Annotated in this window: 19 protein-coding genes; 11 read left to right on the forward strand and 8 right to left on the reverse strand. The window is 60.4% G+C overall.

Annotated features, from left to right (window positions below):
* Nucleotides 1-8 precede the first annotated feature (8 nt).
* Complete coding sequence (locus tag NR126_RS21430) at nt 9-443, forward strand: rhodanese-like domain-containing protein (RefSeq protein WP_256831179.1); 435 nt, start codon at nt 9-11, stop codon at nt 441-443.
* A 7-nt stretch (nt 444-450) separates the two neighbouring features.
* On the opposite strand, the gene NR126_RS21435 is transcribed toward NR126_RS21430, so the two are convergent.
* Nucleotides 451-1,104 carry a type 1 glutamine amidotransferase gene (locus NR126_RS21435; protein ID WP_105755335.1) on the reverse strand — a complete coding sequence of 218 codons (654 nt, stop codon included), beginning with the start codon at nt 1,102-1,104 and terminating at the stop codon, nt 451-453.
* A gap of 256 nt (nt 1,105-1,360) precedes the next feature.
* Here NR126_RS21435 and NR126_RS21440 point away from each other — a divergent pair, with 256 nt between their 5' ends.
* From NR126_RS21440 to NR126_RS21450, 3 genes are all read left to right on the forward strand, one after another.
* Nucleotides 1,361-2,140, forward strand: a complete 780-nt coding sequence (locus NR126_RS21440) for an ABC transporter substrate-binding protein (protein ID WP_027618821.1) — start codon at nt 1,361-1,363, stop codon at nt 2,138-2,140.
* Nucleotides 2,141-2,239: 99 nt separating this feature from the next.
* Entirely contained in the window at nt 2,240-3,352 is a 1,113-nt protein-coding gene (locus tag NR126_RS21445; protein ID WP_027618822.1) for a M14 family metallopeptidase, read from the forward strand.
* Between the two features lie 25 nt (nt 3,353-3,377).
* A complete protein-coding gene (locus NR126_RS21450; protein WP_027618823.1) occupies nt 3,378-4,094 on the forward strand; it encodes an alpha/beta hydrolase in 717 nt (238 codons plus the stop codon).
* A gap of 9 nt (nt 4,095-4,103) precedes the next feature.
* Here NR126_RS21450 and NR126_RS21455 read toward each other — a convergent pair whose 3' ends face one another.
* Together NR126_RS21455 and NR126_RS21460 are read right to left on the reverse strand one after the other, a co-directional pair.
* Complete coding sequence (locus tag NR126_RS21455) at nt 4,104-4,700, reverse strand: hypothetical protein (protein ID WP_027618824.1); 597 nt, start codon at nt 4,698-4,700, stop codon at nt 4,104-4,106.
* Nucleotides 4,701-4,795: 95 nt separating this feature from the next.
* Nucleotides 4,796-5,584, reverse strand: coding sequence for a hypothetical protein (locus tag NR126_RS21460; protein WP_256831194.1), 789 nt, complete (start codon nt 5,582-5,584; stop codon nt 4,796-4,798).
* Between the two features lie 102 nt (nt 5,585-5,686).
* On the opposite strand from NR126_RS21460, the gene NR126_RS21465 reads away from it, so the two are divergent.
* Complete coding sequence (locus tag NR126_RS21465) at nt 5,687-7,006, forward strand: Nramp family divalent metal transporter (RefSeq protein ID WP_027618826.1); 1,320 nt, start codon at nt 5,687-5,689, stop codon at nt 7,004-7,006.
* 9 nt (nt 7,007-7,015) lie between these two features.
* On the opposite strand, the gene NR126_RS21470 is transcribed toward NR126_RS21465, so the two are convergent.
* On the reverse strand, nt 7,016-7,951 hold the full coding sequence (locus tag NR126_RS21470; protein ID WP_256831195.1) for a LysR family transcriptional regulator: 936 nt from the start codon (nt 7,949-7,951) through the stop codon (nt 7,016-7,018).
* Nucleotides 7,952-8,065: 114 nt separating this feature from the next.
* On the opposite strand from NR126_RS21470, the gene NR126_RS21475 reads away from it, so the two are divergent.
* The 3 genes from NR126_RS21475 to NR126_RS21485 all read left to right on the forward strand — a co-directional run bounded on the left by NR126_RS21475 (nt 8,066) and on the right by NR126_RS21485 (nt 9,298).
* The gene (locus NR126_RS21475) at nt 8,066-8,563 is read left to right on the forward strand and encodes a DMT family transporter (RefSeq protein ID WP_105755332.1); all 498 of its coding nucleotides are present in this window, start codon (nt 8,066-8,068) and stop codon (nt 8,561-8,563) included.
* A gap of 2 nt (nt 8,564-8,565) precedes the next feature.
* Nucleotides 8,566-9,018, forward strand: coding sequence for a DMT family transporter (locus NR126_RS21480; protein WP_027618829.1), 453 nt, complete (start codon nt 8,566-8,568; stop codon nt 9,016-9,018).
* Between the two features lie 112 nt (nt 9,019-9,130).
* The gene (locus tag NR126_RS21485; protein WP_027618830.1) at nt 9,131-9,298 is read left to right on the forward strand and encodes a metallothionein; all 168 of its coding nucleotides are present in this window, start codon (nt 9,131-9,133) and stop codon (nt 9,296-9,298) included.
* A 60-nt stretch (nt 9,299-9,358) separates the two neighbouring features.
* On the opposite strand, the gene NR126_RS21490 is transcribed toward NR126_RS21485, so the two are convergent.
* Nucleotides 9,359-9,586 (reverse strand): DUF6555 family protein, encoded by a 228-nt coding sequence (locus tag NR126_RS21490; RefSeq protein WP_027618831.1) that lies wholly within the window; start codon nt 9,584-9,586, stop codon nt 9,359-9,361.
* 184 nt (nt 9,587-9,770) lie between these two features.
* Entirely contained in the window at nt 9,771-10,445 is a 675-nt protein-coding gene (locus NR126_RS21495; protein ID WP_027618832.1) for a hypothetical protein, read from the reverse strand.
* A gap of 332 nt (nt 10,446-10,777) precedes the next feature.
* Between NR126_RS21495 and NR126_RS21500 the strand changes: the two genes are divergently transcribed.
* Nucleotides 10,778-11,479: a glutathione binding-like protein gene (locus NR126_RS21500; protein ID WP_105755330.1), complete on the forward strand. Its 702-nt coding sequence runs from the start codon at nt 10,778-10,780 to the stop codon at nt 11,477-11,479.
* 170 nt (nt 11,480-11,649) lie between these two features.
* On the forward strand, nt 11,650-12,624 hold the full coding sequence (gene hemB / locus NR126_RS21505) for a porphobilinogen synthase (protein WP_027618834.1): 975 nt from the start codon (nt 11,650-11,652) through the stop codon (nt 12,622-12,624).
* 8 nt (nt 12,625-12,632) lie between these two features.
* On the opposite strand, the gene NR126_RS21510 is transcribed toward hemB, so the two are convergent.
* A complete protein-coding gene (locus NR126_RS21510) occupies nt 12,633-14,162 on the reverse strand; it encodes an FAD-dependent oxidoreductase (RefSeq protein WP_256831204.1) in 1,530 nt (509 codons plus the stop codon).
* 185 nt (nt 14,163-14,347) lie between these two features.
* Between NR126_RS21510 and NR126_RS21515 the strand changes: the two genes are divergently transcribed.
* Entirely contained in the window at nt 14,348-15,448 is a 1,101-nt protein-coding gene (locus NR126_RS21515) for a DUF1615 domain-containing protein (protein ID WP_256831205.1), read from the forward strand.
* Between the two features lie 66 nt (nt 15,449-15,514).
* Here the strand turns inward: NR126_RS21515 and NR126_RS21520 are convergent, their stop codons facing one another.
* The gene (locus NR126_RS21520; RefSeq protein WP_256831207.1) at nt 15,515-15,808 is read right to left on the reverse strand and encodes a hypothetical protein; all 294 of its coding nucleotides are present in this window, start codon (nt 15,806-15,808) and stop codon (nt 15,515-15,517) included.
* Nucleotides 15,809-16,109: the final 301 nt, after the last annotated feature.

Here is a 16,109-nt window from a genome sequence, read left to right on the forward strand (position 1 = left end):
GAATCGCCATGCCCAGCCTGGTTCGCTCGACACCTGCTGCATCGTCCGCTGTTGCCTTGATGCATTTCAGCAGTCGCCTCAGCTTTGAAACCGACTGTTCCGACGTCTTCAGTAGTCAGGAGGCGGGGGAGGTGGATTTTGTCCTGGTGGATGTGCGCGGGCCGCTGGCTTACGAGCGCGGCCACCTGCCCGATGCAATCAATATTCCAGGGCGCCTGATCACGGCGGCAGCGCTGGCGGCGTACCCGAAGCACACCCTGTTCGTGGTGTATTGCGCGGGACCGCACTGCAATGGCGCGAACAAGGCCGCGGTCAAGCTGGCGGCACTGGAGTATCCGGTCAAGGAAATGATCGGCGGTGTCACCGGCTGGCTGGATGAGGGGTTCACGTTGAGTCAGGGCGTGATGCCAACGGCCACGGCGGCAATGGCGTGCGAATGCTGAGGACCCTTCAGGTGCTGGTGTAGGACCGGCGCCACTTATCCAGTGTCTTCTGCAGCCAGTCGTACACCAGGCGGTGGGCGGCGCTGTCGTCCTGATCGCGGGGCAGCGGCGATTCGTCACCAAAGTGCGCGTTGAGCAGCGCCACCGACGCTGCATTCCATTCCGGATGGAACTGCACGCCGACGCGAGTCGGGCCGACGTCATACATTTGCTGCAGGCAGTGCGCACTGCTGGCCTGCAACAATGCATCCGGCGGCAGGTTGATAGCATCTTCGTGCCATTCCAGTACCTGCAAGCTGCGGCCATCGGCGAAGGTCACGGTGGTCCAGCCGGTTTCGCTTTCGTGCATGCGCTGCACGCTGCCGCCCAGGCTCAGGGCCAGCAATTGCGCACCCAGGCAGATGGCAAACACCGGTGCACCGAGGTCCACGCTGGCCGCCAGCCACTTGCGCTCCTGCGCCAGCCACTGCGGCCCGGCATTCGATTCATAAGGGCCACCGAGGATAATCACCGGTGCGGCACTGACCTCGGGCAATTGGCCCAGGTCGGCGCGAAATATCCTCAGGGTCAGGCCGCGGGACTCGGCCCAGTCGTCGATAGTCCCCGGCCCTTCGGCGGGATGATGCTGGATCAGGTTCAACCAGGTCGACGATTCAGGCATGGCGGCTCTCCAGGCAATTTCAGTTCGCAAAGGTGGCAATCAGTAGCAACGGGCGCTGATTCTGCAGGGCTTTGCACCGTCCTGGCGCGTGGGCTCATGTGCAGTAATAGCTTAGTGACTTTTCTATAAGTAATTGTCGCGTAGACATAATTCGCTGGCGCGGTGCGGCTCTAGACTGCCGGCCACTTCGATAAATACTAGCCACAAGCTACCGTCGAATGTTGCCAACAAGAGTCTCCGCACACAGGAGTTATAGATGAAGAAGCTAGCGATGTTCGGCGCCCTGGCGCTGTCCGTATTGTCTTTCTCGGCCGTGGCCGATGATGCCAAGCCGATCCGTATCGGTATCGAAGCGGGTTACCCACCGTTCTCGATGAAAACCCCTGACGGCAAGCTGACCGGTTTCGACGTGGACATCGGCGACGCGCTGTGTGAACAGATGAAGGTCAAATGTACCTGGGTCGAACAAGAATTCGACGGTCTGATTCCAGCCCTGAAGGTCAAGAAAATCGACGCGATTCTGTCGTCCATGACCATCACCGACGATCGCAAGAAAAACGTCGATTTCACCATCAAGTACTACCACACCCCGGCGCGCTTCGTGATGAAGGCCGGCAGCGGTGTCAAAGACCCGTTGACCGAGCTCAAGGGCAAGAAAGTCGGGGTCCTGCGCGCCAGTACCCATGACCGCTACGCTACTGAAGTGCTGGCACCGGCCGGCATTAACCTTGTACGTTACGGCTCGCAGCAGGAAGCCAACCTGGACATGGTCGCCGGTCGCATCGACGCGACACTGGCCGACGCGGTCAACCTGAGCGACGGCTTCCTGAAAACCGACGCCGGCAAGGGCTTCGAATTCGTCGGCCCGACTTACGAAGACGCCAAGTACTTCGGCGGCGGTGCCGGCATCGCGGTGCGTAAAGGCGATAAGGAACTGGCAGACAAGTTCAACACGGCGATTACCGAAATCCGCGCCAACGGTAAGTACAAGCAAGTGCAGGACAAGTACTTCGACTTCGACGTTTACGGTCAGTAAGTTCGCGGTTGAAAAAGTGGCGTCCGTTGACTCGGGCGCCACTTTTTTTATGGCTGGATGATCGAGTCCGGCGGTCCAATTTTTTCGCAGGAGAGCAGCATGCAACGTATCGACCATCGATTGCCCTGGAGTCACCTGGGCAGCGAACGCAGCCTCAGCGTATTCCGCTTTGGCAGCGGCCCGCGCAAGGTCTATATCCAGGCCAGCCTGCACGCCGATGAATTGCCCGGCATGCGCACCGCCTGGGAACTGAAAAAGCGCCTTGCCGACCTCGAAGCCCAAGGCCAGCTCAAGGGCGTGATTGAACTGGTGCCGGTGGCCAACCCGATCGGCCTCGACCAGCACCTGCAAAGTGCGCACATGGGGCGTTTCGAGCTGGGCAGCGGCAAGAACTTCAACCGCGCGTTCCATGAGCTCAGCGCACCGGTCGCCGAATTGATCGGTGCGCAGTTGGGCGCCGATGCCGAGGCCAACGTCGCCTTGATTCGCCAGGCCATGGGCCAGGTACTCGATCAACTTCCCGCGCCGACTTCGCAACTTGAGGCACTGCACCGCTTGCTGCTGCGCCATGCCTGCGACGCCGAGATCACCCTCGACCTGCATTGCGATTTCGAGGCGGCCATCCACTTGTATGCGCTGCCCCAGCACTGGCCGCAGTGGCAGTCGCTGGCGGCGCGCTTGAAAGCCGGCGTGGCGTTGCTTTGCGAGGACTCGGGCGGCAGCTCGTTCGACGAGTCCTGCTCGTCGCCTTGGTTGCGCTTGGCCAAGGTTTTCCCCGAAGCGGCAATTCCGCCGGCCAACCTGGCAACCACCCTGGAGCTGGGGAGCATGGGTGATACCCGGATCGAACAGGCCCAGGCGAACTGCGAAGCAATCCTGGGCTTTCTCGCCGAGCAGGGCCTGATCGACGGCCAGTGGCCAGAAGCGCCGACTGAATGCTGTGAAGGCCTGCCGTTTGCCGGCACCGAATACCTGTTCGCCCCGCACCATGGCGTGGTGAGTTTCCTGCGCGAAGCCGGTGAATGGGTTGAGCAGGGCGATCCCTTGTTCGAAGTGGTCGACCCCTTGAGCGACCGCGTCACCGTGGTCCGCGCCGGCACCAGCGGCGTGCTCTTCGCACTGGACCGCTCGCGCTATACCGAACCCGGGATCTGGCAGGCCAAGGTAGCAGGGCGCGAGGTGATTCGGGTGGGGAAATTGACCAACGATTAATCAATCTCAACGTGAAGGTATCGCCATGCTCAAGACATTAGCTGCCGTACTGATGCTGGGATCGTCCATCGTCCAGGCCGAGCCATTGCTACACACCGATCTGCCGTTGAACTACCTGGAGCAGTCCCAACCTGATTCGCGTAATCAGCCGCTGGTGATTTTCCTTCATGGTTACGGCAGTAACGAAGCCGATCTGTTTGGTATCAAGGATGGCTTGCCCGCGTCCTACACCTATTTATCGGTGCGTGCGCCGCAAACCTTGGAGGAGGGGAGTTATCAGTGGTTTCACCGCAAGGGCCAGGGGGCTTATGACGGTGACAGCGATGACTTGAGGAGCAGCGCTGCTTTGATTGGCGACTTTGTTGCCAAGGCGGCGGATAAGTATCACACCACGGCTGACAAGGTGTTCCTGGTGGGTTTCAGTCAGGGGGCAATCATGTCCTACGAGGTGGCTTTACGCCAACCTTCGGCCGTGGGAGGCATTGCCGCATTGAGTGGCAAGTTGCTCCCAGTGTTGCGTACGCAGCTCAAGGCGGACAAGGCGCTGGGTGCGCTGGCCATTTTCATCGGTCACGGCACGGACGACCAGCGCCTGCCTTTCGCCGATGGGAGCGACGCGGACAGCCTGTTGCGCAAACTGGGATTGGCGCCGCAGTTTCATGCCTATCCGGGACTCGGTCACAGCATCAGCGAAGGGGAGATCAGCGACTTGAACGCCTGGTTACTGCGGATCAATCGCTGAGCCGAGGGCTTACTTCCCGCTGAGAATCGCGTTGACCAGTGCGGCATGGCCGGCTTTGTCATCAACTCGGGAAATCACCTGGATCAGCATCATCCGGGTGCCGGAGCCGGCCAGCAGGCTGGTGTTGAGGGTCGGGCCGCCGCCCTGGGTGGCGGTGAAGTCGACCTGACGCAGGCCCAGACCCTTGACGGTCAGGCTTTTCTCGCTCTGCTTGTTGAAATTGGCCAAGGCTTCGCGTTGCTGGGCGGTGAAACCGGTGATCGATTCGTCGAGAAACACCGTGTCGTTGTCCTTGACGTTGAGGCCTTCGGGCAAGGTGTTCTCGGCGATGATCAGCACGGTTTTAGTTTGCTGATTGGTGTACATGGTGCCCTTGGCGCCGGAAGTGCCGTTACTGGCGTTGCCGCCGGGCAGTGGGTTGGCAATGAAGCCGGCAGGCAGGGTGAAGGCGAATTTGTTGCTCAGTGCCGAGACTTTCTGCGCGGGTGCGGTCTTGCTCGTCGTCTTGTCGGCGGCCTGGACGCTGGCGCTGCCGAGGACGGTGAGGGCCGAGAGGAACAAGGCGGTGGCGGTGTGGCGGACGGTGAGCTTTTTCAGCAGTGACATGACTATCTCCGGGGTATGCGCGCGGTGCCGGCGATCATCCCACGAGGCTGTGCGATGACTCCAGCGCGAACGTGGGAAATAACGACGCAAGGTCGCTAGCGCTGGGCTTTCTGACAGGGATCGGCGACGGAACGCTTGGGCGCCGCCATGCGCTTGGTCACCAGCAGCATCAACAGCGATACCGCCACCCCCATGACGAACGCCCAGCCTCCCCAGCGCGGCAGGGTCAGGGCGAGGGTCAGGCAAAAAGCGGCGAACGAGTACATGCCGGTGGCCGTGGCCCGCAGCAAGGCGGCGGTGAAGGCCGGGCCTCGAGTTTGCTGGGAGAACACCGCCATGACACTGCCAAGCACCGGGAACACTGCCAGCAATCCACTCCAGCGCTCGCCCACGGTACTGGCCAGCAAGGTGACCGCCAGGGTCAGCAAGGCCCCGGCGAGCATGCGCAGCAATAGTTTGTCGGACTTCGGCGCAGGGCCTGAAGCCAGGGGCTGAACGGCTGGAAACAGATAGGGTGCGGCCAGCAGTGCGGTGGCGGCGGCGATGCAGGAAAACACCAGCGATGCCGGTAGCAGCGACAGCACCACCGCGACCAGGCTCCAGCCGGACAAGGCGATTAGCAGCGCCGCTGGCCAGTTGCATCGCTGGGCCGCCTGGGCATAGACCACGCAGAATGTGATCATCGCGAACATCGCCGAGAGCGCGGCAACCGCCGATTGGGCGGCGAATGCCGGGCCTTGTTCGAGGGCGAGGAACAACAAGATCGGTCCGACCACCACCGGCAGTCCCGACAGCCAGCCGGCGACGCTCGGGCCCCAGCGCTTGCCGGCCAGGGAAATCAACAGCAGGAAAGCGGGGATCACCAGCAGTTTTAACAGCAGCACGGAGCGTTCCTTGTTCGATGGCAGTCACCCAGCATACAAGGCTTCGCCCCAGGCCTTGAAACTACTAAGCTTCGATATCGCCTGCCATTGTCGGAATACCCTGTGAGATTCAGCCTGCCCAAGACTGCGACAGCTCCGTTTTGCCCACCAGAAGTGGCCGGCAGTGTCCCGGTCAACGCCGACGCACCGTTCTGGAAACGGGCGGCAACCTTTGCCGGCCCCGGCTTGCTGGTGTCCATCGGCTACATGGACCCGGGCAATTGGGCGACCGCGATCGAGGCTGGCTCGCGCTTTGGCTACAGCCTGTTGTTTGTGGTGTTGCTGGCGAGCCTGGCGGGGATGGCGGTGCAGTGCCTGTGTTCGCGGCTGGGTATCGCCACTGGCCGTGACCTCGCGCAGTTGTCCCGCGAGCGCTACAGCCCGCGTACGGCAAAGGTGCAATGGCTGCTGGCGGAGGTGTCGATCATTGCCACGGACCTTGCCGAAGTGCTTGGCTGTGCCCTGGCCTTTCACCTGTTACTGGGGTGCTCGATGACAGTCGGCATCGCCCTGACAGCCTTCGATACCCTGCTGGTACTGGCCTTGCAGAACCGCGGCTTTCGCCGTTTGGAGGCGATCATGCTGGTGCTGGTCGGCACCATCGGCGCCTGTTTTTTTGTCGAGCTGTTACTGATCAAGCCTTACTGGCCGGAGGTGGCCCGGGGCTTTACGCCGTCGTTGTCGGCGATCAGCGAGGCTGCGCCGCTGTACCTGGCGATTGGGATTCTCGGCGCCACCGTGATGCCCCATAACCTGTACTTGCACACCTCTATCGTGCAGACCCGGTTGTTCGCCAAGGATTTGGCCAGCAAGCAAGATGCAATCAACTTGGCGCGCATCGATACCATCGGCTCGCTGGCCCTGGCGCTGCTGGTCAACTCGGCAATCCTGATTCTCGCCGCGGCAGCGTTCCATCAAAGCGGCCATAGCGACGTGGTGGAAATCCAGGACGCCTATCGCATGCTCGATCCGCTGGTGGGCGGGGCCTTTGCCAGCGTGCTGTTCGGCATCGCCCTGTTGGCGTCCGGGCAGAGTTCGACCTTTACCGGCACTATCGCCGGCCAGGTGATTATGGAGGGTTACCTGAACCTGCGGATTCCCTGCTGGCAACGGCGCCTGTTGACCCGTGGGCTGGCGCTGATCCCGGCGTTCATCGGCGTGTGGCTGATGGGTGATGGCGCTGTCGGCAAATTGTTGGTGATGAGTCAGGTGGTGCTCAGCCTGCAACTGCCGTTCGCCCTGTACCCGTTGATCCGCATGACCAGCGACAAGCAACTGATGGGACCGTTCGTCAATCGCTTGCCGACCCGGGTGCTGGTGTGGGGACTGTTTGTGGTGATCAGCGCGGCCAACAGTTGGTTGATCCTGCAGTTGCTGGCGTGAAGGCGTGCGTCAGGATCGGTCCCAATAAGGCACCGCGCCAAACCGTTCGAGAAAGAAGTCGATCACTGCGCGAACCTTCACCGACAGGCGCCGGCTGCCTGGCCAGAGAATGGCAATCTGTTGCGGTTCCAGGCTGTTGGACACCTGGAAGTCACTGAGCACTTGTACCAGCGTGCCCCGGCGTAACGCCTCGCCAATCAACCACGAAGGAAACATCACCAGGCCCATGCCCTGTTCGGCGGCCTGGGTCAGGGTGTCGGCATGGTTGCCGGTGAGCGGGCCCCGGACCGAGTAGGGGGCCCAATCATCCTGGCCTTGACGGAAGAACCAGCGCTGCACGCCGGCATCGCCCTTGTAGGCCAGGCACTGATGCTGGAGCAACTCGTGGGGTTGGGCAGGCGTGCCATGGCGGGCGAGGTAGGCCGGGCTTGCCGCAACATGAAATCGCTGTGGCGCCACCACGCGGCCCTGCATGCTCGAATCGTGCAGGGCGCCAATCCGAAACAGCAGGTCGGCGCCTGCCATGAGCGGGTCGACATAACTGTCGGTTTGCTGGATATCCAGTTGCAGCTTGGGATGGCGTCGATGCAGTTCGGCGATCCACGGCGACAGGTGCAGGTGACCGAATACCACCGGTGCGTTGATGCGAACCAGGCCGCTGGGTTCGCTTTGCTGTTCTTGCAAGGCCTGTTCTGCTTCCTCTGCCTGCACCAGCATCAATCGCGCATGATGGGCCAACAGGCGTCCTGCTTCAGTCGGGGTGACAGCCCGGGTGTGGCGATAGATCAATTGCTGACTGAGCGCCTGTTCCATCAGTTGGATTTGTCGCGAGATCGACGAAGGCGCGAGCCCTTCGCGACGGGCTACCTCGGAAAAACTGCCGTGATCCAGCACTGCGATGAACAGGCGGAGTGCCTTGAAGCTCAGTTGATCGAGACCCTGCATGGACAATCCTATTGTGCGATTTACGCAAAAGAGTTGTCAGTAGAATCCCATTTTTCGCAAAGCTGCACTAGCCGATACTTGCCGTCATTCTTTTGATTGCTGTGCAGGTACTCCATGTCATCGACTGTTTCCCCAGAGGCGACCTCGCTCGCCGTCACGCCCGTCTCGCGCCCGATCTCTCGGTTGTTACTGTTGCCGCTGGTGATCCTCGCGGGTATGGGGCTGTCCGTTGAAGCAGGGCTGCTCGGCCCCTTGGGGGCACAAGTCGGGCATTTGTGGGCGACCCTGAGTATTTTCGGGGTCGGCTCGGCCCTTCTGTTTTTGCTGTTGCTGTTCAGCGGGCCGCAACCTGGGCCGGCCCTCAACACCTTGCCGCGCTGGCAATTGATCGGCGGCCTTCTTGGACCGGTGTATGTGGTGGTGCTGACCCTGGCCACGCCAATGATCGGGATAGCCATGACCATGATCGCGATCCTCGCCGGGCAAGTGTGCAAAAGTGTCCTGATAGATCACTTCGGCTGGTTCGGTACGGCACGCAAGACGGTCAATCACGAACGCTGGCTCGCGTTGCTGTTGATTGTCGTAGCGCTTGTTCTGATTGCGTGGGGTTAAGGATGAATTTGCTGCTTTTGTTGTTAGTGGTAGGCGCCGGTGCAGTACTCAGTGTGCAGGCGGCAATCAATGGTCGTCTGGGCCAGGCGGTGGGGGTCTTGCGCAGCAGTCTGCTGACTTTTGTGGTGGGTGCGATTGTTACGGCCCTGTTGATCTTGTTCTTTGAACCGGCGCATGCCGTGAGTCTGCTCGAGGTGCCCAAGTGGCAGTTGAGCGGCGCCTTGTTCGGCGTGGTCTACATGCTGGTGATGGTCGGCGCGGTGCCCCGGGTCGGAACGGCCGTGGCGACGGTTGCGGTGATACTGGGCCAGCTGGGCATGGGCATGCTAATCGACAATTTCGGCTGGTTGGGTAATCCACCCATCGAGCTGTCCACCCGTCGAATGCTGGCCATGGTGTGCCTGGCGTTGGCCCTGGTCTTCATGTACCGCAGCAGCGTGCGCCAGGCTGACTGACTGTCAGGACCGCCAGTCACGTCATTGCAACCGACCTCCGTTGACTGTGGTCTGTGTATCAGAGGCGGCACTCTCGCCGTTTCCGGACGACCACATCAATGGAGTCATACCGATGAAAACGGACACCTGCGATTGCCGCGATTGCAACTGCAAACTGGGTGAACACCCGGTAGTGCGACATGGCAAACATTACTGCTGTGAAGGCTGCGCCAAACATCATGAGCACGGCGAAGCCTGCACCACAGCGGGCTGCAAATGTGCCAAGGGCGCTCACACTTGAGGACACTGCCAATGCGCGTGGAGCCAATCCGGCTCCACGTGTTTCAATCGACGGCATGACTCATTGAGCGGGTCGCCAGGTGACGTTTTCGATCCCGAACTTTTCCGCCATCGGCTTGCTGGTCTTCTTCACTTTTTCCCGGCCGAAGCGGCCAATTCTCCCCACCCCGGCGTCACAACTGGCCCAGTGCCAGGCCTCAGCGTTGTCCATCTTTTCCTGGCGGATAATGAAAGACTTGGGCACACCGTGAAGGGTGTATTCAATGACGAATAATTTTGCGTTGATCATGTGCCGCTATTCCTCCCTGTCGTACTAGAGTGATTCCCCCTCGCGGGAAAAATTCATTCCAATTGCCGATCGGGCAAATTCGATGCGGGCGCAGGGACTTGCTCAGGTGCCGGTACAGGGCAGCCGCGACAGATTGCGGATACTAGCCTGTTGCCCGCAGACGCTGACGCCTGGTCACAGGCGATCAGGTCGGACAGGTCTGTTCGCCGTTGTCCAGGCCCTGGCGGTAGTGCTGGCTCTGCAAGGTGGCCTTGCCGTTGTGCCAGGTCAGGGTGAGGACGTACAGCGAGTCGAAGTCGCCGGATTCCCAATCGTCAGTGATCGACTGTTTGCCGCCGACCGCCTCGCGCGCCACCTTGTTGATCAACTCCGGCAGGTAGCCGTGGGACCAGGCGGTATAGATGGTCGAGTTGTGATACTTGTCGTGGAGCAGTTCGTCGGCCAGTTCACTGGTGTCGTTGGCCGAGAATTCGATGTTCACCGGCAATCCCAGTTTGATAGCGCTGGGGCTGATGGTCATCAGTGGGCGGATGTAGCTGTAGGAGTTATCGAATTCGCCTTCCTCGACGTTGCGGGTCGGGTTGGCGGCGAACACGAAATCAGCCTTGCCGAACTTTTCCGGTAGCAGTTGCGCCAGGTCGATGGCGCGGTTCAGACCCTGGCAATTGAGTTGACCCAGGCCGCCCGCGGGCTTTTCCGCATGTCGCAGAAACACCAGGGTCTGGGTGCCGTCGGCTGGTTGCGCACGGCTTTCGCTGGACTCCAGGGAGAGGAGCAGGGCACAGGTTGTCAACAAGGCGGGGAAGAACACGAAAGCGCGTTGCTTCAGGCGTTGGCTCAACTTTTGTGTGTTTCTCATCGGGTAATCGTTCTTCAGCACATTCAGGTTAAGGCTGACAAACCTTTCCACCGCAAGCTCCCGGCTTCGGATGGTTTTCCATGTCGTTGGGCGATTAGTCTTACAAACTCGCAGGCTTCAGAGTCCATTGACGGCCATTGGTTCGATAGGCGTCTGCGGGCGCGCACTTTATCCGGGGTGGCGTGCGTGCGTGGTGAAGGTTAGCGACAGAATGTTTCTGATTTAAGATGCCGGCCTCGGCGCACAGGCGATAAGCTAGCGGCGCTATAGGTCGGCCCTGTGCCCCGGGCAAGGCCAAACGTCAGCCGTTAAACTGTCACTGGATGTGAATCATGACCGATTTGTCAGCTTTTCCGATTACTGAAAAATGGCCAGCGCAGTTTCCTGACTGGATTCAACTGTATTCCCTGCCGACACCCAACGGCGTGAAAGTCTCGATCATGCTCGAGGAAATCGGCTTGCCGTATGAGCCGCATCGGGTGAGTTTTGAAACCAATGACCAGATGTCACCGGCATTCCTTTCGCTGAATCCGAACAACAAGATTCCGGCCATCCTCGACCCCCATGGCCCTGACGACAAGCCGCTGGCGCTGTTCGAGTCCGGCGCCATCCTGATTTATCTGGCGGACAAGAGCGGGCAACTGCTGGCGCAGGAGTCTGCGGCGCGTTACGAGACGCTGCAGTGGCTGATGTTTCAGATGGGGGGTATTGGCCCGATGTTCGGGCAATTGGGTTTCTTCAATAAGTTCGCCGGCAAGGACTACGAGGACAAGCGTCCCCGTGACCGTTACGTTGCCGAGAGTGCGCGACTGTTGAAGGTCCTCGATGAACGCCTGCAGGGCCGCGATTGGATTATGGGCGAGCGCTATACCATTGCCGACATCGCGATCTTCCCGTGGGTGCGCAACCTCATCGGCTTCTACGAGGCCGGCGACCTGGTGGGGATCAATAACTTCCCGAACGTGACCCGCGTGTTGGAGCGTTTCCTTGCCCGTCCGGCGGTAATTCGCGGCTTGGAAATCCCCAAGCCCTGATCGCGCACGTTGCCACCCTGCGGTGGCAAGGTTCTTCGCAGCCCTTAACAACAACGACAGACTGTTACCGAATTCGCAATAAACTGTTGCCGGATCTGCATTTGAATCCTCAGCATTGGCGGGCATAAGCTCGCTGCCTTGTGTCGCTCATTTGTGTCAGGAAACCTCCCATGTCCAGTCAGTTCCCCGAAGCCCGTCCTCGTCGCCTGCGGCGCACCCCGCAACTGCGCAGCCTGTTCCAGGAAAGCGAGTTCAGCCTCAATGATCTGGTGCTGCCGATCTTTGTCGAGGAAGAAATCGACGACTTCGTGCCCATTACCAGCATGCCGGGCGTGCGGCGGATCCCGGAGTCGAAACTGGCGGGGGAAATCGAGCGTTACGCGCGGGCGGGGATCAAGTCGGTAATGACTTTCGGCGTGTCCCATCATCTGGATGGCCATGGCAGCGACACCTGGCAGGAGAACGGCCTGGTGTCGCGCATGGCGCGGATCTGCAAGGACGCGGTGCCGGAAATGATCGTCATGTCCGATACCTGTTTTTGTGAATACACCGACCATGGTCATTGCGGAACGCTGCACGGTGGCGAAGTCGACAACGATGCGACCCTGATCAATCTGGGCAAGCAGGCGGTGGCCGCCGCGCGCGCCGGGGCCGATGTGATTGCGCCTTCGGCGGCCATGGATGGCCAGGTCCAGGCGATTCGCCGGGCGCTGGATCAGGCCGGCTTCAGCCAGACCTCGATCATGGCCTATTCGACCAAGTTCGCTTCGGCGCTCTATGGTCCGTTCCGGGAAGCGGGCGGCAGTGCGCTCAAGGGCGACCGCAAAAGTTACCAGATGAACCCGATGAATCGCCGCGAAGCCGTGCGTGAGTCGTTGCTCGACGAGCAGGAGGGGGCCGACGCGCTGATGGTCAAGCCCGCCGGTGCTTACCTGGACATCATCCGCGATATCCGCGAAGCCTCGCGCCTGCCGCTGGCGGCTTATCAGGTCAGTGGCGAGTACGCGATGATCAAGTTCGCCGCGGCGGCAGGGGCCATTGATGAGGAGCGGGTGGTGCGCGAAAGCCTGGGCGCAATCAAGCGCGCCGGTGCGGACCTGATCTTCACCTATTTCGCGATGGACCTGGCCCTGAGCGGTATCTGATCCGACGCTCAGCCGAGGTAAGGCCTGATCCCGTGATCGCGAAAGTAGCGCTCGATGACTTTCGGATCGCTGGACAGGTCGGCGATGGCCACGTAGGTGTCCGGTCGCAACAGATAAAAGCCGTTGCGCGCCAGGCCCGCTTGCTCGTGCACCGGCAACCAGGCGAAGACCTGCAGCGCCAGGTGATGCTCGGCGCACCAGGCGCGCATTTCATCGCTGGTGTCGCCGTACACATGCACCTGCCAGTTCAGGCTGTCGAGACTGGCAAAATTGTCGTGTTCGGCGTCCTGCGCCCAGGGCAGGCGGTCGCCACCGAAAACGGCGCCAGCATGGCCGACACTTAGCGCCATACCCCGATAGTTCAGGGTGATCTGCGAGACCGTGCGAAACAGAAATTCCCGCGCCCGCTCCAGGCCGACCATTTTCGGTAACAGATAAGGTGCCACGCGCGTGCGCATCACATCTGCAAGCGGTCCGTCAGCGGTAACAAAACTGAACACCCGGTCGGTGGTGGCCACCAGTTTGCGGGCGAAGGCGATGCGTTCGCCTTCATAACTGTCGAGCAAGCTACTTCCGGCGCCGCCATTGAGCACCGCCGCGAGCTTCCAGGCCAGATTGATCGCATCGCCAATCCCGGTGTTCATGCCCTGACCACCGACCGGGCTGTGCACATGGGCGGCGTCGCCGAGCAAGAAAGACCGGCCGAGCCGAAATGTTTCGGCGACCCGGTGATGCACTCGGTAGGTGGAGAACCAATTGAGGCGCGTGACCTCGACCTGCATGTGCTCGATGGCACGTTGGCTGACGTCTTCAAAACGCAGTGCCTCGGCCTGTTCGGCGCGCTCATCGCGCACCGAGCCGATCAAGCGTGCGTGGCCCTCGCCAGCCATGGGGAAGACTGCGAGGAAATCCGCTTCATCGAGGTCCACATGCAGTTCCCCGTTGAAGGCCGGGCCGGTTCCGTCGACATCGGCCACGTAGAACACCTGCTGATAGGTGCCTCCCTGAAAATCGATGTCGAGGGTCTTGCGCACGATGGAGCGGGCACCGTCGCAACCGGCCAGGTAGCAGGCCTGGCAGGTTTGTGACTGACCGTCGGGCAAGCGCAGTTGTGCGCTGATGCCATCGTCGTCCTCGGAGAAACCGATCAGTTCGGTGTTGCGCTCCACTTCGACACCGAACTGGCTCAGGCGCTCGATCAGCAGTTGTTCGTGTTGGTCCTGTGGGAATATTTCCAGGAAGGAGTAAGGCGTCAGGTCTTGGCCGATGGTCGCGAATGGCAGGTGGGCGACTGGCCTGCCCTTGACCCACAGGTTCGCTGCCGGAACTTTATGGCCGTTGTCGATCACACTCTGGCTGAGGTCGAGTTGCCGGTACAGTTCAAGGGTGCGGGCCTGTACCGCCAGGGCGCGGGAAGTGGTGCCCGGTGCGCTGCTTTTGTCGAGGATGCGCACGCGGATCCCCAGTTTGCTCAGCCATAGCGCCAGTACCAGCCCAGTAGGGCCCGCACCGATAATCAGGACATCGCTGCGGTTCATCGTGGCGCCCTCTTATTAACGTAATGGGGCATGCAGGCGTGGCGAACTCGGCAGAAGGTCGAATGTCAGAAAGCCGCAGACCATTGTTCATTGAAGAGCACGCTCGCTTGCTTTTCCACTGGCAGAACGCCGAGGCTAAGGTTCACGCTTCGCCAGGCCCGTCAAAAGGACACTTGAGCCACGCCATGCCATTCAATCCATTGATCATCAGTCTGTTGCTGCTGTCGCTGTTGGCCGGATGTGCCAGCCAGGGCACGCGTCAGGCAACGCCGAAACCGGCGCAAGTCAAGGCGCAAATCGAAGCCCTGTTGCCGGCCAAAACCCAGGACCGCGAAGGGTGGGCCACTGACATTTATACCGCTTTTGATAAGCAATCGATTCCGGTCACGACGCAGAACCTGTGTTCGGTGCTGGCGGTGACCGAGCAGGAGTCGACTTTTCAAGCCGATCCGAAGGTGCCGGGGCTGGGCAAAATTGCCAGGGATGAAATTGATCGACGGGCTGCCAAGGTGCACATCCCCGGCTTTCTGGTGCGCGCGGCCCTTGAGGTGAGCTCGACCAATGGCAAAAGCTACAGTAACCGGTTGAACGCTGCGCGCAGTGAAAAGGAGCTCAGCGCCATCTTTGATGACTTCATTGGCCGGGTGCCCATGGGCAAGACCCTGTTCGGCGGTTTCAATCCGGTGCATACCGGCGGCCCAATGCAAGTCAGCATCGCTTTTGCCGAACAGCATGCACGTGACTATCCGTATCCGGTGGATGGCTCTATTCGCCGGGAAGTGTTTACCCAGCGTGGAGGTATGTACTTTGGCATCGCTCATCTGCTCGGCTACCCCGTGAGCTATCGGGTGCCGCTGTACCGCTTTGCCGACTTTAATGCCGGCTGGTACGCCAGTCGAAATGCAGCGTTTCAGGCGGCACTTAATCGTGTAACCGGTGGATCGCTGGCGCTAGATGGCGACTTGATTCGTTATGGCTCGCTTCTGCCCGGTTCGACTGAGCTGGCGGCGCGTGGATTGGGCAAGCGCCTGGGGATGCGCAATAGCACTATTCGCGAGCAGTTGGAGTTGGGTGACAGTCTGGCATTTGAGGACAGCAAACTTTACAGGAAGGTATTCGAGTTGGCTGACAAAGCTCAGGGATCATCGCTGCCCAGGGCTGTACTGCCGGGTATTGAACTGCACAGTCCCAAAATCACCCGCAAACTCACCACAGCCTGGTTTGCCAAGCGGGTTGATGAGCGCTATCAGCGCTGCATGGCGCGAGCGGGGAGCGGCGAGGGGTAACGCAAGGCGAAAAAAAGCCCGGCTTGATCAGCCGGGCTTTTTCGTTGAGTACTTCGGTCCAGCGATTCATGCATGGTTCTGGGTCAGGCGATCGGAGCCACCTTCGGCGACACGGTTCTGTTGCAGGCGATCGGATCCACCTTCGGCGACACGGTTCTGTTGCAGGCGATCGGAACCACCTTCAGCGACGCGGTGTTGTTGCAGACGGTCAGAGCCACCTTCGGCGACGCGGTGTTGTTGCAGACGGTCAGAGCCACCTTCGGCGACGCGGTTCTGTTGCAGACGGTCGGAACCACCTTCGGCAAACACGTTAGCGGCGAGTACTGAGAAGGCGAGGCCGAGAATGATTTGGCGTTTCATAAGTGTGTGCTCCGGGGTGTTGTGGGTTGGTATGGAGCAGATGTTACGCGTCACGAATTTTAAGAGAACTTCATTGGGTCGATGGTGAACATCGACGGCAATGATGGTGTGAATGGGTTGCAGCTTTCGTCGGTGATGGCAGAGGGGGAGGGGCGTGTTCTTCTATATAGGTAGCATTGCTCCCGGCCGCCGGTTTTCAGCGTTCTGATAGAAAAAGCAAATTAGCAGTTGACGGCAGATTTCATGTGTCTATAATTCGCCCCACTTCCGGCGCAGTCGAAACGGAAAACTCCTTGGTAAA

It is taken from the genome of Pseudomonas sp. Pse1 (assembly GCF_024519635.1).
Lineage (GTDB): Bacteria > Pseudomonadota > Gammaproteobacteria > Pseudomonadales > Pseudomonadaceae > Aquipseudomonas.